This is a genomic window from Jiangella endophytica (assembly GCF_003427025.1).
Taxonomy (GTDB): Bacteria; Actinomycetota; Actinomycetes; order Jiangellales; family Jiangellaceae; genus Jiangella; species Jiangella endophytica.
In genome coordinates, this window is the sequence record NZ_QVAI01000004.1 from 297,564 (window position 1) to 314,379 (window position 16,816).

Annotated in this window: 18 protein-coding genes; 8 read left to right on the forward strand and 10 right to left on the reverse strand. The window is 74.5% G+C overall.

The window, feature by feature from the left end:
* Window positions 1-9: 9 nt before the first annotated feature.
* From DZA62_RS10800 to DZA62_RS10810, 3 genes are all read right to left on the reverse strand, one after another.
* Window positions 10-219, reverse strand: coding sequence for a hypothetical protein (locus DZA62_RS10800; RefSeq protein ID WP_116948884.1), 210 nt, complete (start codon window positions 217-219; stop codon window positions 10-12).
* Window positions 216-629: a DUF6325 family protein gene (locus tag DZA62_RS10805; protein WP_157987593.1), complete on the reverse strand. Its 414-nt coding sequence runs from the start codon at window positions 627-629 to the stop codon at window positions 216-218. Before DZA62_RS10805 ends, DZA62_RS10800 begins: the two co-directional genes overlap by 4 nt.
* A gap of 106 nt (window positions 630-735) precedes the next feature.
* A complete protein-coding gene (locus tag DZA62_RS10810) occupies window positions 736-3,336 on the reverse strand; it encodes a LuxR C-terminal-related transcriptional regulator (protein WP_198663630.1) in 2,601 nt (866 codons plus the stop codon).
* Window positions 3,337-3,572: 236 nt separating this feature from the next.
* Between DZA62_RS10810 and DZA62_RS10815 the strand changes: the two genes are divergently transcribed.
* The 7 genes from DZA62_RS10815 (at window position 3,573) to DZA62_RS10845 (ending at window position 8,042) form a co-directional block, all read left to right on the forward strand.
* The gene (locus DZA62_RS10815) at window positions 3,573-3,773 is read left to right on the forward strand and encodes a hypothetical protein (protein ID WP_116948887.1); all 201 of its coding nucleotides are present in this window, start codon (window positions 3,573-3,575) and stop codon (window positions 3,771-3,773) included.
* Window positions 3,774-3,792: 19 nt separating this feature from the next.
* Window positions 3,793-4,293 carry a DUF6069 family protein gene (locus tag DZA62_RS10820; RefSeq protein WP_198663632.1) on the forward strand — a complete coding sequence of 167 codons (501 nt, stop codon included), beginning with the start codon at window positions 3,793-3,795 and terminating at the stop codon, window positions 4,291-4,293.
* Between the two features lie 64 nt (window positions 4,294-4,357).
* The gene (locus DZA62_RS10825; RefSeq protein WP_198663633.1) at window positions 4,358-4,795 is read left to right on the forward strand and encodes a DUF6325 family protein; all 438 of its coding nucleotides are present in this window, start codon (window positions 4,358-4,360) and stop codon (window positions 4,793-4,795) included.
* A 13-nt stretch (window positions 4,796-4,808) separates the two neighbouring features.
* Window positions 4,809-5,105: an SHOCT domain-containing protein gene (locus DZA62_RS10830; protein ID WP_116948888.1), complete on the forward strand. Its 297-nt coding sequence runs from the start codon at window positions 4,809-4,811 to the stop codon at window positions 5,103-5,105.
* Window positions 5,102-6,937: a glycoside hydrolase family 15 protein gene (locus tag DZA62_RS10835; RefSeq protein WP_116948889.1), complete on the forward strand. Its 1,836-nt coding sequence runs from the start codon at window positions 5,102-5,104 to the stop codon at window positions 6,935-6,937. The genes DZA62_RS10830 and DZA62_RS10835 overlap by 4 nt, the downstream gene beginning before the upstream one ends.
* A gap of 5 nt (window positions 6,938-6,942) precedes the next feature.
* A complete protein-coding gene (locus DZA62_RS10840) occupies window positions 6,943-7,512 on the forward strand; it encodes a hypothetical protein (RefSeq protein ID WP_157987594.1) in 570 nt (189 codons plus the stop codon).
* On the forward strand, window positions 7,509-8,042 hold the full coding sequence (locus DZA62_RS10845; protein WP_116948891.1) for a DUF1269 domain-containing protein: 534 nt from the start codon (window positions 7,509-7,511) through the stop codon (window positions 8,040-8,042). The genes DZA62_RS10840 and DZA62_RS10845 overlap by 4 nt, the downstream gene beginning before the upstream one ends.
* Here the strand turns inward: DZA62_RS10845 and DZA62_RS10850 are convergent.
* Window positions 8,031-8,819: an adenylate cyclase gene (locus DZA62_RS10850; protein ID WP_116948892.1), complete on the reverse strand. Its 789-nt coding sequence runs from the start codon at window positions 8,817-8,819 to the stop codon at window positions 8,031-8,033. The genes DZA62_RS10845 and DZA62_RS10850 overlap by 12 nt on opposite strands.
* Before the next feature lie 117 nt (window positions 8,820-8,936).
* Here DZA62_RS10850 and DZA62_RS10855 point away from each other — a divergent pair, with 117 nt between their 5' ends.
* Window positions 8,937-9,386, forward strand: coding sequence for an SgcJ/EcaC family oxidoreductase (locus DZA62_RS10855; RefSeq protein ID WP_116948893.1), 450 nt, complete (start codon window positions 8,937-8,939; stop codon window positions 9,384-9,386).
* Window positions 9,387-9,421: 35 nt separating this feature from the next.
* Here the strand turns inward: DZA62_RS10855 and DZA62_RS10860 are convergent, their stop codons facing one another.
* The 6 genes from DZA62_RS10860 to DZA62_RS10885 all read right to left on the reverse strand — a co-directional run bounded on the left by DZA62_RS10860 (window position 9,422) and on the right by DZA62_RS10885 (window position 16,725).
* Entirely contained in the window at window positions 9,422-13,501 is a 4,080-nt protein-coding gene (locus DZA62_RS10860) for a S8 family serine peptidase (RefSeq protein WP_116948894.1), read from the reverse strand.
* A gap of 16 nt (window positions 13,502-13,517) precedes the next feature.
* Window positions 13,518-14,342: an Ig-like domain-containing protein gene (locus tag DZA62_RS10865; protein ID WP_116948895.1), complete on the reverse strand. Its 825-nt coding sequence runs from the start codon at window positions 14,340-14,342 to the stop codon at window positions 13,518-13,520.
* The gene (locus tag DZA62_RS10870; protein WP_116948896.1) at window positions 14,339-14,731 is read right to left on the reverse strand and encodes a hypothetical protein; all 393 of its coding nucleotides are present in this window, start codon (window positions 14,729-14,731) and stop codon (window positions 14,339-14,341) included. The genes DZA62_RS10865 and DZA62_RS10870 overlap by 4 nt, the downstream gene beginning before the upstream one ends.
* Window positions 14,728-15,525, reverse strand: coding sequence for a hypothetical protein (locus tag DZA62_RS10875; protein WP_116948897.1), 798 nt, complete (start codon window positions 15,523-15,525; stop codon window positions 14,728-14,730). The genes DZA62_RS10870 and DZA62_RS10875 overlap by 4 nt, the downstream gene beginning before the upstream one ends.
* Complete coding sequence (locus DZA62_RS10880) at window positions 15,522-15,893, reverse strand: hypothetical protein (protein WP_116948898.1); 372 nt, start codon at window positions 15,891-15,893, stop codon at window positions 15,522-15,524. Before DZA62_RS10880 ends, DZA62_RS10875 begins: the two co-directional genes overlap by 4 nt.
* A 142-nt stretch (window positions 15,894-16,035) precedes the next feature.
* Entirely contained in the window at window positions 16,036-16,725 is a 690-nt protein-coding gene (locus DZA62_RS10885; RefSeq protein ID WP_116948899.1) for a LuxR C-terminal-related transcriptional regulator, read from the reverse strand.
* Between the last annotated feature and the right edge of the window lie 91 nt (window positions 16,726-16,816).

Sequence of the window (16,816 nt, forward strand, 5' to 3'; positions counted from 1 at the left end):
CGCCGCCGGTCAGCCCGCGCCGCTCCGCACGGCGACCAGTCGCCGGCCGGCCGGTTCCTCGCGCGCCGGTTCCTCGCGCGCCGGCTGTGCCGCCGGAACGGCCGTCCTCCGGGCGGTGGCATGCGTCACCACGTTCCTGATCACCTGCGGAGTTCCGTCCAGGACCGCGGCGCTGGTCACCGTGGCCAGCAGTCCGGGCCGGTCGAACCGTCCGGTCATGAGCTCCCCCTCAACACCTCGTCGGCGGCCTCCGACGGGATCAAGACATGCAGTGCGACCTGGCCGCCGGCGTCGCGGATGGCTTCCGAGACTCGCCGCACCCAGGTGTTCTCGTACGCGATCAGCACCGCCGAGTGCCCCGGCGGCAAGGCGTCGGCCACGACGGCGATGTCCTCGTCGTTCACCAGTTCGCCCTCGGCGATCTCCACGCCGCCGAAGCCGAACGTGTCGGCGCCGTCGGCGAACTCGACGACCCGCAGGTCGCCGTTCGACTCGCGCGCCGCGAACACGATGTCCAGCAACGTGACGTCACCCATGTCGACGACGCCGCGCAGCGCCTCGACGGCGAGCGGGTCGATCCGCTCGCCCGGAAACGTCAGGATCAGCACTTCAACCGGACGGAATCTCATGGCAGCCCCCGTCTGCGCACGGACATAGTCCACCCCGCTCCCCCAGCCCCACCCACAGCCTGCCCAGTCGTGATCGTTCTCGCCTCACCCGAGCCGGGTGAGGCGACTACAACAGCCCCAGTTCCCTCGCGCGGTCGACCGCCTGGCGCCGGCTGCCGACGTCGAACTTGCGGTAGATCGCCTTGAGGTGTGTCTTGACGGTGTTGACGCTCAGCACGTGCGCGCCGGCGATCTCCTCGAGCGACAGCAGCGACGGCAGGTCGCGCAGCAGCTCCAGCTCGCGCGCCGTCAGCGCCTCGCCGGACACCGTCGCCGTACCGCCGTCACCGTCGTCGTCGCCGAGCAGCGCGACGACCGCGCGGACGAACTCCTCGTGCCGGCCGAACCTCCCTTCTCCGTGGATCAGCAGCGAGCGCACCCGGCCGGACGCGCCGACGAACTCCCGGTACATGCGCCGCGGCTGCGCGAGGTCCAGCGCGTGCAGCAGCGCGTCGTGCGCCCGTGCCGGCTCCTCCAGCTCGGCCGCGAAGTGCGCGGACAGCAGCCAGGCGGTGATGTCCATGCTGACCAGCTGACACGGCACGGTCCCGGCCAGCACGGGCTGCAGCGCCGCCCTGGCCGCGGCCTTCCGGCCGTCGTGCGCGTGCGCCAGCGCCCGCAGCACCAGCACGTCGCCGGACCCTCCCAGCAGCCGCTCGGCCCGGGCGAGCACCTCGACGACCGCCGGCCGGTCTCCCGCGGCGAGCGCCAGCCGCAGCTCGATGAGGCAGAAGAAGCTGGCGCTCACCGGCGGCAGGGCGGTGTCGTCGTAGGGCCACGCGCGCCGCAGCAGCCGGGCCGCCTCGTGCCGGTTCGGCGTCTCCACGGCGGCGAGGCAGGCGCGCAGCAGCCGCGCGGACAGTTCGACCTCCGGCTCGACGTCGGCGTCGATCGCTGCGGCCAGCGACAGGAACCGGCGGGTCTCCGCGTGATCCAGCCGCTCGAACGCCGCGCCGGCGGCCAGCAGGTACACCGGCGTCATCCGCCCCGTCGACGACCAGCCGCGCCGCCCCGCGAACTCGATCGCCCCGGTCGTCCGCCGGTTGACCGTGTCGGCGTCGCCCCTCGCCGCGGCGCCGACCGCGAGGTACGACAGACATTCCAGCGTCAGCGCGTCGCGGCCGTCGCGGCGGGCCATCCGCAGGGCGTCGCGCAGGTCCTCCTCGGCCGCCTCGTACTCGCCGAACCAGATCCGGAGGACTCCCCGGTTCACCGCCGCGAGCAGCAGCAGGTCCGGCTCGCCCTCGACCTGCTCCTCGCTCAGCGCGATCAGTGCCAGCAGCTCGGGCCCGCGGTCGCCGCGCAATCGCGCCTCGTTCATCAACGCGGTGGTGTGGAGCAGCCGCAGCCGGGCGGACGAGTGCCGCGACGGATCGCGCCCGACGAGGTCGATGTGCCGGCGAGCCACCGCCAGCGCGCCGTCGTGCAGCGCCGCGAGCGCCGCGACCAGTGCCGTCACGGGCTCGGTGACGAGGTCGTCGGGCAGCCGCCGCACCGTCGCCGACACCCGGGCGGCGTCGCCGGACAGCAGCAGCCGCAGCCCGTACCGGTCGACCAGTTCGGCGGTGCGCGGCCAGTCGGCGCCGGCGGCCGCGTGGTCCAGGGCGAGCCCGGGCAGCCCGTGGTCGGCGAACCACCGCGACGCCTCCACATGGTGGCGCCGCTGCGCCACGACGTCGCGCCGGTTGCCCTCGGCCAGCAGGAAGCTGCGCAGCAGCCCGTGCACGCGATACGACGTCGGCGCCCGGCCCACCCGCGCCACCAGCGCGTTGTCGCGGGCCAGCCGGGCCAGGACGGCGCCGGCGTCGGCGCGGCCGGACAGCCGGCTGGCGAGATCGGCCGTGAGCGTCTCGGCCACCGCCGTCGCCAGCAGCAGGTCCACCGTCTCGTCCGACAGGGCGTCCAGCACCTCCGCGACGAGGTAGTCGGCCAGCGGCCGCTCGTCGCCGGCGAATCCGGCGATGTACTTGGTGACGTCGTCCTGCGACGCCAGCGACAGCGCCGCGAGGCTCAGCCCGGCCGCCCAGCCCTCCGTCCGCTCCAGCAGCAGGGTGAGGTCGGGCTCGTCCAGCTCGAGGCTCCGGCGGCGCAGCAGCAGATCGGCCTCGTCGCGGTCGAACGCGAGGTCGGCCGCACGCACCTCGCTGGCCTGCCCGTCCAGCACCATGCGAGCCACCGGCAGGGGCGGGTCGAACCGGCTGCCCAACGCCAGGCGCAGGCCCGCGGGGCGGTACCGGATCAGCCCGGCGAGGCAGGCCAGCCCGCGCGGCGACGAGATCACGTGCACGTCGTCGAGCAGCACCCACAGGGGCGCGTGCAGCGCGTCGACCGCCTCCGCGAAGGCCGTCAGGAACCCCCGGTTCCCCGGGTCAGCCGGTGGCGTCAGCGCGGCCAGCCGCACCTCGGCGGCGGCGTCGATGCCGCGCACGGCCCGGCCGCAGGCCCGCAACAGCCCCGACCACAGCAGATACGGGTCGTCGTCGTGCTCGTCGAGCGCCAGCCAGGCGACCGGGACGCCGGCGGCGCGCAGCCGCTGCCACCACTGGGCCAGCAGCATCGTCTTTCCCGCGCCGGCCGGCGCGGAGACCAGCGCGAGCACGCGACCCTCCGCCTCCGCGGCGCCGAGGCCGCGGAGCAGTCGGGTGCGGGGCACCACGCTGGCCGGCATCCGAGGAACCCTCAGCTTCTGTTCCAGGATCCTCGCACGCCCCGCGTGTGGGGCAGCTACGACCACGATCATCACAGTAGCGGCGAAATGTCGGACTCGACCCGGCTTCGGGGCCTTCACCTCAGGTCATCGCGGCCGCCACACCGCACCCCTCACCCGGTGCGGGTGAGCCGTTCCGGCCCGCGACCGGGCGATGGTGGAGTGTGTCCCGCTTCGAAGCTTGGGGGCGCATCGACATGCGCTACGAGTTCCTCGTCACCGGCCGTGTCTCGGACACCGTCCGGGCGGCGTTCCCCGAGTTCGACGTCGCCGACGGACCGGCCGGCGGCACGTCCATCTTCGGGCCGGTGCGCGACCGGGCGGCGCTGCGGGGCATGCTCGCCCGGCTCGACGCGCTGGGGCTGACTCTCGTGGAGATGCGCAAGCTGCCCGACTGACGCCGAGGAGACCGCGCCGATGACCACCAACCCCGCCGCCCGGTCCGGACCACCTGTCGTCGACGCCGGACGGCTGTGGGCGGGCGGCGTCGCCACGGCCGTCATCGGAGCGCTCATCGCCGTCGTCGGGATCGTGCTGGTTCGCGGGGTGTTCGACATCCCCATCCTGGCGCCGGAGGGCGAGGGCACCTGGGGCGACGCGAGCACCGGCTGGTACGCGGCGGGAGCGGCGCTCGCGGCGCTGGTGTCGACCGGGCTGGTGCACGTGCTGCTGCTGACCACCCCGCAGCCGCTGCGGTTCTTCGCCTGGGTGGTCGGGCTGGCGACGGTGATCGGCGTGGTGGCGCCGTTCACGTCCAACGCCGGCGTCGACGCCCAGGTCGCGACCGCCGGGCTCAACCTGGTGCTCGGGATCGCGATCGGGACGCTGGTCTCGTCGGTGGCGCGCAGCGCGAGCCGGCCCGGCCCGCGCCGTCGTCCGGGGCCGCCCGCCGACGGGACCTGGCCGGCCGGGCCCTGATGCGCCGGCGCCTCACCCGCGACGGGTGAGGCGGCCGGACCCCCGGCGGCGAAGGCTGGGCCGCATGGACACCGTGGACGTGGGACCGGTCGACATCCTCCTGTTGCGTTTCCCGGGCAACCAGTTCAAGGGCGAGATCGTGCCGGCGATGCGCGACCTCGTCGTGAACGGACTGGTCCGGATCGTCGACCTGATGTTCGTGTATCGCGACGCCGACGGCACCGTCGGCTCGATCGAGCTGGCCGGGCTCGGGCCCGACCTGCAGCCCGCCTTCGCCGACCTCGACGGTCAGCTGGGCGGCGGTCTGCTCGACGCCGAGGACGTCGACGAGGTCGCGGAGGGTCTGCCTCCGGGCAACTCCGTCGCCGTTCTCGTCGTGGAGAACACCTGGGCGATCCCGTTCGTCAACGCCGTACGCGCCGCCGGTGGCGAGGTCGCCGACCAGGCGCGCATCCCGGCCGAGACGGCCGACCGCGCGCTGCGCGGTCTCGACATCGGCTGAGGGGGTGGCGGCGATGGGACTGCTGCGAGGAGTGGCCCGGACGGCGGTCGTGGCCGGTACGGCCACGGCGGTGTCGAACCGCGTGTCGCGCCGCCAGTCCGCGCGCTGGCAGCAACAGGAGTACGAGCAGCAGGCGCAATACGAGCAGCAGGCACAGGCCGCCTACGCCGCGCAGCCGCCGCCCGCGCCCGCCGCGCCGGCCGAGGACTCGCTGTCGGACCAGCTGGCCCGGCTGGCCGACCTCAAGGCGCAGGGCGTGCTCACCGAGGAGGAGTTCGCCGCGGCCAAGGCACGATTGCTGGGCGGATGACCGAGTACCCGCCCATCGAGGAGCACGGGCTGATCGGCGATCTGCAGACCGCCGCGCTGGTGGCGTCCGACGGCACCGTCGACTGGTTCTGCACACCGCGGTTCGACTCCCCGAGCGTGTTCGCGTCGCTGCTGGACGCCGAGCGCGGCGGGCGGTTCCGGATCGCGCCGGCCAGCACCGGCTGGGTGAGCAAGCAGCTCTATCTGCCCGGTACCGCGATCCTCATCACGCGCTTCCTCACCGAGGAGGGCGTCGGCGAGGTGATCGACTTCATGCCGGTGCTCGACGGCCCCGCCACGGACCGGCATCGGCTGGTCCGGCTCGTGCGGGTGGTCCGCGGCCGGCTGCGCTTCGCCGTCGACCTCGAGCCGCGGTTCGACTACGGCCGCGGCAGCCACACCACGCACGTCACCGAAGCGGGCGTGCTGTTCCGCGGCTCCGACGGCACCGAGCTTGCCCTGCACCTCGCGCGCCGGCCGGACGTCCGGTCCGCGGACCGGATCCGGATCGAGCAGGACGCCGACGGCGTGCACGCCGTCCTGACCGCGTCGGCCGGCGAGATCGGCGGTGTCGTCCTGGAGACCGCGCCGGACGGGCCGCCGCGCGAGCCGTCACGCGAGGAGATCCTCGCGCTGTTCGAGGGCACCCGCGAGTTCTGGCGGACCTGGGTCGGCCGGTCGACGTACCGCGGCCGCTGGCGCGAGCGCGTGGACCGGTCGGCGATCACCCTCAAGCTGCTGACCTACCGGCCGACCGGCGCCCTCGTCGCGGCGCCCACGGCCGGGCTGCCGGAGCAGACCGGCGGCGAGCGCAACTGGGACTACCGCTACACCTGGGTCCGGGACGGCTCGTTCTCGATCCACGCGCTGCTCGGCCTGGGCTACACCGAGGAGGCCGAGGCGTTCCTGCACTGGCTGCGCGACCGCGTCCGGCCACCCGGCGAGGACGGCGACCCGCCGCCGTTGCAGATCATGTACCGGGTCGACGGTTCGTCCGACCTGGTCGAGGAGGAGCTCGGTCATCTGAAGGGCTGGCGCGGCTCGCGACCGGTGCGCATCGGCAACGGCGCCGCCGGCCAACTGCAGCTGGACATCTTCGGCGAGGCGCTGGACTCGATCCACCGCGGCGACGAAAGCGGCCTGCCGCTCACCCATGACGGCTGGCAGCGGCTGACCGGCGTGCTGGACTGGCTGTGCGACCACTGGGACCTGCCCGACGACGGCATCTGGGAGACCCGCGGCGGCCGGCAGCACTTCACGTACGGGCGGGTGATGTCGTGGGTCGCGTTCGACCGCGCGCTGCGCATGGCCTCCAAGCACGCGCGGCCGGCCGACACGACCCGCTGGCGCGCCAATCGCGACGCGATCTACCAGCAGGTGATGGACCGCGCCTGGCACCCGGATCGGCAGGCGTTCGTGCAACACTACGACACGTCGGTGCTCGACGCCGCCAACCTCTACCTGCCCCTGGTGGGGTTCGTCGACGCCCGCGACCCGATGTGGCGCTCGACGCTGCGGGCGATGGACGACGAGCTGGTCTCCGACAGCCTGGTGTACCGGTACGACCCGGCCGCCTCGCCGGACGGCCTGCGCGGCGACGAGGGCACCTTCTCGATGTGCACGTTCTGGTACGTCGACGCGCTCGCGCAGTCCGGGCGGCTGAACGAGGCCGTCCTGACCTTCGAGAAGATGCTGACCTACGCCAACCACCTCGGCCTGTACGCCGAGGAGATCGGCCGCACCGGTGAGCAGCTGGGCAACTTCCCGCAGGCGTTCAGCCACCTGGCGCTGATCACGGCGGCGACGACGCTCGACCGGCGGCTGGAGGGGTGAGCGTCGTGCGGCCGCGTCTGACCGCCCTCGCCGCCGCGACGGTGCTGCTGGTCGCTTGCAGCGATGAGGCCTCGCCGGAGACGGACTGGGCCGACGGGGTCTGCTCGGCCTGGAACGAGCTGGCCGCCGACGTCCGCGGGTTGACCGAGGGCCTGAACGTCGACTCGCTGACGCCGGAGGCGCTGGACCAGCTGAGCAGCGAGATCTCCGACCGCGTCGACGCCGTCCAGGCCAGCGCGCAGAACCTCACCGAGGCCATCGCGGACACGCCGGAGGGCGCAGACCAGGCGATCGAGAACGCCCAGAAGGAGCTGGCCGACGAGGCCGACGACGTCAGGGCCGGGCTCGACGACACCGGACAGGCGATTCAAGGGCTGGCCGACGCGACCACCGCCGAGGACGTCACCAGCGCACTCTCCGACGCGCAGGCCGGGCTCACGCAGACCGGCCAGGCGCTCAGCACGCTCGGCGACACCGTCGCCGGCTACCTGTCGTCGGCCGACGACACACTCCGGCAGGCCTTCGACGACGCGCAGTCCTGCCAGCAGACCCGCACGGGAGGAACGTCATCATGAGCGACAGCGACATCCAGGTGTTCGTGGCCGCATTCGGCACCGAGGACGAGGCCGGCGAGGCCCTGAAGGACTTCCGCGCGATGCATCGCGAGGGCTCGATCGAGCTCATCGACGCCGCCGTCGTGGTCCGCCGCGCGGACGGCAAGGTGACCTTCCAGGAGACCGCGGACCCCAGCGGCAAGACGTGGGCCAAGCGCGGCGCCGTCGCCGGCGGCATCGTCGGGCTGATCTTCCCGCCCGGCCTGCTGGTGTCGGCGGCAGTGGGGGCGGCCGGTGGCGGCATCTGGGGCAAGGTCCGCGACAAGGGCTTCAAGGACGATGACCTGCGCGCCGTCGGCGACAGCCTCGAGCCCGGCACGTCCGCCATCATCGCCGTGGCCGAGGACCGGATGATCGAACGGCTGCAGGCCGGGCTCGAGGGCTACCGGAACATCGCCCGGCACGCCGTCAGCGCGGAGGCGGCGGCCGCCGTCATCGCCGCGGAACCGGCCGCCGAACCGGCCGCGGAGCAGCCGCCGTCAGACGCCTGACGACGCGTTGTCCCTGAGCTGCCCGGAGAAGTAGGTCAGCGCCGTCCGGGTCTTCGTCTGCTGCGCGCCACCGATGTCGATGCCGTGCTCGCCGAGGAAGGCCCGCGACTCCACGGCGACGTTGAGCGCCTCGCCGGGCAGGCACTTGGTCGACAGCTCGAGGATCCGGGTGCCGTCCGGGTAGAGCCACAGCTCGGCGACCATCCGGCGGCCGTACTCGCCGGGCGAGAACTTGAGCTTCATGATCGTGATCGGCCCGAGCGCGGTCAGGTCGTCCAGGTCGGCGCCCTCGGGCGCATGCGCGGCGAACAGGTCGCGCTGCTGCTTGGTGAACAGCTTGCGGATCGGCCGCCGCCCGGCCAGCACGTCGACGACGTGGGCGTTGTCGACCGGCGCCTTCAGCCGCCCCGACGCGACGAACGAGCCGCCCGGCATGGCGTCGACCTCGACCCCGAAGTCCGGCGACTTGCGCAGCCCCGGCGGCAGCTTCCCGGGCTCCACCGGCCGCAGCTTGACGACGGCATCGCCCGGCCGGCGCTGCACCCGTCGGGCCCGGACCACCACGCCGGCCTTGTCCATCTCGAGATCCGGCGTGTCGAAGAACACCACCTGCCGGATCTGCGCGTCCAGCGGATCCATCCCCAGCGCCGCCACGGCCGACCGTTGGTCACCGTCGGCCACACTCAGCTTCAGCTCGACGGTGTCGGCCTCCTTGAACAGCGTGAGCAGCTCCCCCAGCCGCCGGCTCGACATGATCGGCAGCGCCATCTCGCTCATACGGACCACCCCCGTCTGGATCGTCGCTCCCGCCGGCCGATCCAGCGCCACCCGATCCGGGTGATGCCGGTCCCACGAGCTTGACCTCAACCGCGGTTGAGGTAGCAGGCTGGCGGCATGAGCACAGACATCGAGGCCGCGGCCGCCGAGGCCGAGCTGGATGCCATCCGCCGTGTCGTCGACACCGTCGAGCACGCCCAGAACAACGAGCTGCCCGACGAGTTCCTGGCGCTGTTCCGGCCCGACGCCATCTGGACCACCGGCGGCGGGAAGCGCCTCTACGGGCTGGACGAGATCGACGCGTTCACCCGCCAGGTCCTCCCCGGCGGCATGCGGGGCATGTCGGTGCGCTTCGAGCTGGAGCACGTCCTGTTCATCCGCCCGGACGTCGCCGCCGTGAAACTGCGCCAGGTCTACACGACACCCGACGGCCTCGACGTCGGCTCGCCGCTGTGGGTCATGGCCAAGGAGGACGGCCGCTGGCTGCTGACCGCGTGCCAGAACATCGGCGTCCCCGACGACGAGGACGTCGCGCCCGGGCGGCCGGTGTTCGGCGCCGCCTCCTGATCGCTGCCGTCCGCCATCATGCCGGTCGAGCGGCGTCAGCGGGCGTTGCGTCCGACCGCCCGCTCGAGGACCGCGATGCCGTCGTCGCGGAGATGGCGGATGAACAGGCGGTAGGCGCCGCGGATGCCGTGGATGCGCATCCCGGCCGGCCCGTCGACGGGGTCGGGCACCTGGTCGGCGAAGGTACGCAGCTCGTCGGCCAGGCGCCGGCGGATCGTGCCGTCGACGGCCTGGTGCGCGACCGGGCCGAGCTGCCCCCACCGCCACTCCATGGGCGCCCGGCTGCCGTCGGACGTGCGCAGCGCCACCGCCGTCGTGCGGGCGGTGTCCTCGCGCGGGACGAAGCCGCGCGCCGCGAACACCGGCGAGCCGAGCGCCTGCCGCACCGCGCCGGAGCGCTGCGACAGCGACACCGCGTCGGAGCCGAGCCGCACGCCGGCGCCGCGGACCCGCTCAAGGTCGCGCAGCGAGGCGGTGACGGCGACGACGGCCATCCGGCGGGTGTCGATGCCGAACCGGTTGGCACCGAGGTGACCGTCGCCGACGGCGCGCCAGTGGTGCCCGCCCGGGACGGCCCGGCCATCGGCGTCGACATCGGTGACGACATCGAGCCCGCGGTTGTCCCAGTCGTGCAGGGCCAGGCTGAGGATGTCACCGAGGGTGATGTTCGCGATCGCCTCGCCGCCGAGCGTGCGGATCCGGTCCACCATGACGCCGCGGGTCACCCAGCCGAACCACCACGCCAGCTGCGGGAGCTGCTGCCGCTCGTCCAGGCGGTCGAACAGGAATCTCGCCAGGTACTGCAGGATCCGGTCGCCGCTGTCGGGGAAGCGCTGCCGGTACCAGTCACGGATCTCCGCGCGCGGCGTGCGGACATGGCCGGCGGAGAACGAGTCGGTCAGGAAGTGCAGCCCGAACGCCTCCTTCGTCATCGCCCGCTCCCACCGGGCGGCGTCGGAGAGCCGGCCCGCGTCCAGCGCGTCGACCAGCGCCTTCGCGTGCCAGCTGGCGTAGGCCTGCCAGGCGGTGCCGCCGGCGGAGAAGTGCGAGATGTTCTGCGACGCGAGCAGCAGGTACCGGTCGGTGACGGCCTTGATGATCGCCGCGTCGGTGGTCGGGACCGCGACGCCGGCCTGGCTCAGCGAGAGGCAGTGCCAGCGCGCGTACGCCAGCTCGACCCGGCCGCGCGCCGTCGCCGACAGCTCGCGCATCTCCTCGTACGTCCCGAAATAGTCACCGGCCAGCGCCGTCACCTCGCCGAACGTCAGCCGCTTCGGCGGCTCACCGTGGCTCAGGCTCGTCAGCTCCTTGCCGGCCGCACCGTCGGCGATGTCGCGGTGCTCCCGCCCGCTGAACTCGGCCAGGTCACTGCCGCCGGTCTCCGCGTCGGCCCACTCCCCGGCGACGGTGTCCGCCTCGCCTGGCGGCGCCTCGTAGCCGTCCGCCAGAAGGGACATGGCCGCCTCGTCGGCCGCCTCCTCGTCGGCGACGGCCTCGCCGGCGCCTGAGGGCGAGCACGACATGCGCCCCGGCGTCAGCGCGTAGAGGTCGGCGATCGCCGCATGCTCGGGCAGCAGCTTCTTCTCGACGAGGAAGCGCTGGTAGCGACGGTTCCGCTCGGCGGCGTTCTTCGTCGCCTTCGTGGTCCGGGCGACCTCGTCGCGCAGCATGGCGGCGGTGTCGCGCATGCCTCGGGCGATCGCGTCGTTCTCCTTGCCCGGCCGGGCGTCGACCCAGGCGGCGGAGGCACTGTAGGCGTCGATCTCGTACCGGACCATCGTCGCGTGGTCGGCCGGCGGTCTCCCTCCGGCGGCGGCGAACTGCCGGACGTGCACCGCCTCGTGGTAGAGGACGGCGTCCATGACCGCGGGCGAGGTGCCGGCGTCCGGCGCCACATAGACGGCCGTCGGCGAGTTCGTCCAGGCGGTGAAGTCGCTCTCCGCGACCAACTGCGACGGCGCACAGCCCGCCAGGTCGCGGAGCACGACCTTCGGCAGGTCCGGGCAGAGCTTCGGCCACCGAGCCCGGGCCGACAGCACGTGCTGCGGCACCGACTCCTCGTCCTCGGCGGGCTCCGCCGCGACCAGGTCGCCGTCGAGCAGTTCGGCGTCCTCGGGCGTCCGCGGGTGCAGCAGCAGCTGCCCCGGTCCGAGCCGCCGCGGCGCGGCGTAGTGGTGCGGCAGCGTCGTCACCGCGCCGGGATCGGACGATCCGAGCGGGACGTCGACGAGCAGGTCGCCGCGGTCCGCGCGGGTGGCGACCGGCTCGCCGGGGCGGGCCAGCACGTCGAAGTGCTCGTCGACCCAGGCCGCGAGCTCACCGCCGGGCCGGTACAGCAGCTCGCGGAAGGCCAGCGACGGGGTGACGGAACGGTCGGCAGCCATGACGGCCTCCTCTGGACGGACGCGGACGGAGGACAGGGCGGCGGCGAGCCGGGCGAGGTCGAGCTGCCCGGCCCCCGCACGGCCGCCGGGCGACGCACGCGGCACGACCGCGCCGAGCACCAGCCGGCGCAGCCGCGCGGCTCCGACCCGTCCCGCGGTCGCCTGCAGGCACAGCGCCACGGCACCCGTGACGTGCGGCGCGGCCATGCTGGTACCGGACTTGCGGATCCACTCGCCGGGACTGTCGTGCGCACCGGCCGGTGCGGAGCGGGCCGACAGCACAGCCGTCCCCGGCGCCAGCAGGTCCGGTTTGCCGCGGCCGTCGCGGGTCGGGCCCGCGCTGCTGAACGGCGCGAGCGGCGCGGCCGGGTCGTGGGCGTCGTAGGCACCGACGACCAGCGGCAGCCGGCCGGTCGCGATGGTGCCGACCGTGCCGGCCGGCTCGGCGTCGGCAGGGTCGAACCGCGCCTGGCACGGCGCGCAGCGGTCGTCGCGCTCGAGCCACGCGTGGAACCGCCCGTCGGTGACGTCGACGGCCCGCAGGGTCACCGCCCAGGTCCCGGCCGGCGCCGTGGGGTCGAGGAACGCGTCGACGTGGTGGTCGTGGTTGTTGGGATCGTGGGCCCGGTGGTACAGCCGCCCGGCGCTCACCCCGTCGACCAGGACGGCGGCCTGCTCGCCCAGCCGCACCCACGAGCCGGGGCGGCGGCCCGGCGGCGTCAGCCGGACGTCGAGCCGGTCGCCGCCGCCGTACCAGATCTCCAGCTCGTTCGGGGTCGGGTCGCCGCGCCGGGTCCGGAACGTCAGCGTCCGGGACGCTCCGGGCGCGACCGTGCCGGCGGCGTGCGTCCGGGCGCGGTAGTAGTTGCCGGCGCTCTGCACGACCAGCCGGCCCGGCCCGGCGGCGAGCAGCTCGTCGAGGGCCAGCTCCACCAGCGTGCGGCCGTCGTGCGGCCCGCCGTGCCGCCCGACGCTGAGATTCACCACCCAGGGCCGGCCGGCCGCGGCGCGGCGGATGAAGTCGACCGCCTCGAGCAGCCGCACGGAGTCGCCGAGGGTCGCCGTTCCCCCGGTCCCGCGGTCGGCCAGGTGCACGAACACCAGGGTCGCCGCCGGCGCCACACCGGCACTGCCCGCGGCGATGGCCGCGACGTGCGTCCCGTGCGAGCCGCCGCCGCGGTCCGCGTCGGCCGGGTGGTAGCCCAGCGCGCGGTACGGGTCGCCGCGACGCAGCGCCGCGTCGATGGCCGCGCGGTCGTGCACGCGCCCGTAGCCGTACGGCGCCGGCCTCGGCCCGGACTTCTCGCGCTGGTCCCAGAGGGCGAGCACGCGGGTGCGTCCGGCGGCGTCGCGGAAGGCCGGGTGATCGACGTCCAGGCCCCAGTCGACCACCCCGACGACGACCCCGGCGCCGGTCAGGCCGGCGCGGTCCAGGACCGGCGGCCGCCGGACGTCCGCCGGTCCTGGACCCGGCCGGTCGTCGGCCGGCACCGCGGCCGCCGGGTCCGGGCCGTACCGCCGCGAGGCCTTGAGGCTGCGCACGGCCGGGTGCCGGCGGACCGCCGGGACCAGGCCGGCGGCCAGCCGGCAGGTGGCGATCCGGCCGAACCGGGCGACCAGCCGCACGCCCGGAACGACGGCCCGGACGTCGCGCAGCCGGACGATCGCCTCGATCTCGCGCTCCGGTGCCGCCCGTTCCGCGCGCAGCAACTGCCACAGCGCCGGGTCCATCGAACGTCCTCGCCGATCACTTCACGATGACCGGGAACCGCTTCACCGCGACACCTTCGGCCGACACGCTGAGGATCGCCGTCCCGGCCTTCCCGGTGGTGACCATGCCGCGCTCGACCTTGGCGACCTGGTCATCGGTGCTCGTCCAGGTGACGGCCCGCTCGAGCACCTTCCCCTGCGGCGTGACGATCTGCGCGCTGAGCCGCTGGGTGGTGTTGGCCGCCAGCTCCGACGGCACGTTGGCGAGGATGGACGCCTTGCCGCGCCACTCGCCGACGGCGACGATGCCGAGCACCGCCGCGCCGCCGATGACCCGCGGGTCCGCGACGAACGACTCCAGCCCGCGGCCCCGGCGCTGCGGAGCCAGCAACAGCAGCGGCGCGAACCGCAGCGCCGCTCGCGCGTAGACGTTCTCCGGCTGGGCGAAGGACTCCATCAACTGGTTGACCGCGAGGCCGGCGACCGCGGCGTACTCGGAGCGGTTCATCCTCCTCCTCTGCAGGGCCAGCTCGCGGCGCAGGCTGTCGTGCGCCAGCTGCGTGTCCAGGCCGGCGCCGCGGACCGCGGGGGCCGGCCGGGCGGGGGCCGGCGCGGTCAGCGGGCGAGGGCGCACCGCCGAGGGACGGGCCCGCAGCTGCGCCTGCCGGCGCACGGCCGCCTGTCGGCGAGCGAGGGTGAGCTGCCGGGCCTGGTAGCGGCGCCGGCGCGCGTCACGCGACTCCTCGCTCTCGCCCTCGTCGCTCTCGCCCTCGTCCCACTCCAGGTCGCCCTCGGAGTCGTACAGCTCGCCCTCGTCGTACTCCGCGTCGGAGTCGAGGTCTTCCGGCCACATCGTGCTCACGATCGCACTCCTTCCTGTGCTGCTCGGCCGTCCGGGACGACCGAGGCGTGCGCGGCCCGCCGCCGCACGGCGGGCGCGACGTACTCGGCGTAGAGCTCGCGGTCGGGGTCGCTCCAGCCCGAGCCGCCACGGCCGGCGCAGACCGGGCAGCCGGGGTCCTGGCCCCAGCACACACAGGCGCCCAGCGCCGCGGCCAGCACGGCCGGCAACTCGTCCATCCCGTCGGCCGGCGCCGGTCCCGGCTGCACCACGGTCACCGGCTGCGAGCCGGCGGGTTCCGTGGCCAGCCGGTCGAGCAGCTGCTCCAGGACGCGGTCGGCGAACCCGCGCGGGTCCGGCAGCGCCTGGAACAACAGCGTCTCCAGTTGTTGCAACTCGTTGTGGCTCATGGCCAGCTCACCGCCTCGGTCAGTTCGGCGTTGTCGGCGTCCACCAGGGCCGTGTAGAGGGCCTCGTCGCCCCCGCTCCAGCCGGTGGCTTCCTCGGCGTCGCCGTTGCCGCCCAGGTACATCAGCTCGTCGGCGTCGGCGGCGGCGCGCCCGAACACCGAGCTCAGCAGGCTCATCAGCGCCGCCACCGGCACGCCGTCGACCGTGGTCCGGCCGTGCCTGCCCAGCGCCAGCGCGAGCAGCCCCTTGGCCACGGTGGGGTGCTGGGAGAGATAGGCGGCCTGGGCCGCGGCCGGCGACCCGCCTGCCGCGGCGGGTTCCGGCGGCGGAGGCGGCGTCTCCGGCGGCGCGGCCGGCGGTACTGATGGTGGTGGTGCCGCGGCTGGTGGTGCCGCGGCTGGTGGCGCCGCGGGCCGTGCCGTGGCGGACGGCGGCGCCGTCCGGGCTCGCGGCAGTGAGCGCGCGGCGACCGAGCCCAGCTGGGTGCCGACGGCGGTGCCCAGCGGTCCGCCGATCGCGGTGCCGGCCGCCCCGGCGGCCACCGGCAGCACCTTGCCGGCGATCTGCGCGAACGCCGGATCGGCCACCAGCCGCCCGGCGCCGCTGCCCAGCTGGCGCAGTGCCTTGCCGAACCCGAACGCCTCGGCCGGGCTCAGCTCGTCCAGCACGTCGGCGACGGCCAGCTCCAGATCCTCGGGAGCTGCGGCGGCGTAATCGTCCGACAGCACCTCGGCCAGCGCCTCGCCGAGCACGTCGGCGTCCACCCAGTCGAGGTCGTGTGCGTCGATGCTCATCGATTCCCCCAGGCGGTGTTGTCCTCGACGACGCTGCGGATCGCGGCCGCGATGGCGCCGGGCGACGCCGCGGTCATCGGCTCGAGGTCCGGCCGGAGCCGGTAGACCGCGCCGCGGCCGGCTTCGACGTCGACGCAGACGACGCCGAGGCGCGGGTACTCGTCGAGCAGCCGCTCGGCGACCGCCGGGATCGCGCCGCGGTGCATCGCGACCACCACGACGTCGGCGCGGCCCGCCTCGAGCATCAGCGCGACCTCGCCGGACGTGACCGCGACCAGGATGAGGTCCGGCTGGCCGGACAGGCCCTCCTCGACCAGCCGGTGCAGCTCCGCGGGCGCCTCGCCCAGCGCGATCCGGATCCGCCGCATGGCCTCGACGCTAGAGCCGCGGCGAGCCGTCCCGACAGGACCAGCCCGGGCCCGGATTCGGCCGTGGCGGGTACTGGTCCGAGGACCCGGACACGGTGCCGGTCCGGGTACCAGGACCCGGGCCCGGTCCCTCGGACCGGCCCTAGGACCGGGCGACCTCGCCCGGCCGCGACGCCGCCGCGACCAGCGTGGACAGCCCTGGGACGCGGGCGGACCGGAGCCTCGCGGCCGCCTCGCTGCGGTGCCGGACGCGCAGCTTCTCCAGCACGTTGTGCACGTGGTTCTTCACCGTCCGCACCTCGATGCCGAGCCGCCGCCCGATCTCCTTGTTGGTCAGGCCCTGCTCGATGAGCACCAGCACCTCACGCTCGCGGGAGGTCAGCCGGCCGTCGTCGGCGGGTTCACGGGCATGGGTGGCCTCGGCGAACACGTGCCGCACGAGAGCGCCGACGACGCTCGGCGGGCACACCGTCTCGCCACGCGCGACACCTTCGACGGTCGCCTCCAGGTCGTGCAGCGTGCCGGTGCGCAGCACGATGCCGGCGACGCCGGTCTGCGCGCAGGCGAGCGCGTCGTCGCCGTCGTCGGGGACGGCGATCGCGACGACCCGGGCGTCCGGCAGGGCGGTCCGGACCGCACGCAGCACCTGCAGCCCGTCCACCGACCCCAGGTGCACGAGGACCACGCTGGAGCGCGGATCGTGCGGCAGCAGCACCGTCGCGGCGACATCGGCGGCGGTGTGGACGTCGCCGGTCCACGCCTGGCCACGCAGCTGGGCGGCCAGCGCGTCGCGGGACAGCGTGGTGTCGTCGACCAGGATCACAGACGTCATCGCACCGCCCCCGTGCCGTCCACTCTGTCCCCGGCCGCGGGCGCCGTCAAGATCGGCCGGTCCATCATCGCGGGACCGCCGGTCGCGGGAT

What these genes read in the sequence shown, in the direction of transcription:
- DZA62_RS10800 (WP_116948884.1), bottom strand. Translation starts at nt 219, where the DNA reads ATGACCGGACGGTTCGACCGGCCCGGACTGCTGGCCACGGTGACCAGC.
- DZA62_RS10805 (WP_157987593.1), bottom strand. Translation starts at nt 629, where the DNA reads ATGAGATTCCGTCCGGTTGAAGTGCTGATCCTGACGTTTCCGGGCGAG.
- DZA62_RS10810 (WP_198663630.1), bottom strand. Translation starts at nt 3,336, where the DNA reads ATGCCGGCCAGCGTGGTGCCCCGCACCCGACTGCTCCGCGGCCTCGGC.
- DZA62_RS10815 (WP_116948887.1), top strand. Translation starts at nt 3,573, where the DNA reads ATGCGCTACGAGTTCCTCGTCACCGGCCGTGTCTCGGACACCGTCCGG.
- DZA62_RS10820 (WP_198663632.1), top strand. Translation starts at nt 3,793, where the DNA reads ATGACCACCAACCCCGCCGCCCGGTCCGGACCACCTGTCGTCGACGCC.
- DZA62_RS10825 (WP_198663633.1), top strand. Translation starts at nt 4,358, where the DNA reads ATGGACACCGTGGACGTGGGACCGGTCGACATCCTCCTGTTGCGTTTC.
- DZA62_RS10830 (WP_116948888.1), top strand. Translation starts at nt 4,809, where the DNA reads ATGGGACTGCTGCGAGGAGTGGCCCGGACGGCGGTCGTGGCCGGTACG.
- DZA62_RS10835 (WP_116948889.1), top strand. Translation starts at nt 5,102, where the DNA reads ATGACCGAGTACCCGCCCATCGAGGAGCACGGGCTGATCGGCGATCTG.
- DZA62_RS10845 (WP_116948891.1), top strand. Translation starts at nt 7,509, where the DNA reads ATGAGCGACAGCGACATCCAGGTGTTCGTGGCCGCATTCGGCACCGAG.
- DZA62_RS10850 (WP_116948892.1), bottom strand. Translation starts at nt 8,819, where the DNA reads ATGAGCGAGATGGCGCTGCCGATCATGTCGAGCCGGCGGCTGGGGGAG.
- DZA62_RS10855 (WP_116948893.1), top strand. Translation starts at nt 8,937, where the DNA reads ATGAGCACAGACATCGAGGCCGCGGCCGCCGAGGCCGAGCTGGATGCC.
- DZA62_RS10860 (WP_116948894.1), bottom strand. Translation starts at nt 13,501, where the DNA reads ATGGACCCGGCGCTGTGGCAGTTGCTGCGCGCGGAACGGGCGGCACCG.
- DZA62_RS10870 (WP_116948896.1), bottom strand. Translation starts at nt 14,731, where the DNA reads ATGAGCCACAACGAGTTGCAACAACTGGAGACGCTGTTGTTCCAGGCG.
- DZA62_RS10875 (WP_116948897.1), bottom strand. Translation starts at nt 15,525, where the DNA reads ATGAGCATCGACGCACACGACCTCGACTGGGTGGACGCCGACGTGCTC.
- DZA62_RS10880 (WP_116948898.1), bottom strand. Translation starts at nt 15,893, where the DNA reads ATGCGGCGGATCCGGATCGCGCTGGGCGAGGCGCCCGCGGAGCTGCAC.
- DZA62_RS10885 (WP_116948899.1), bottom strand. Translation starts at nt 16,725, where the DNA reads ATGACGTCTGTGATCCTGGTCGACGACACCACGCTGTCCCGCGACGCG.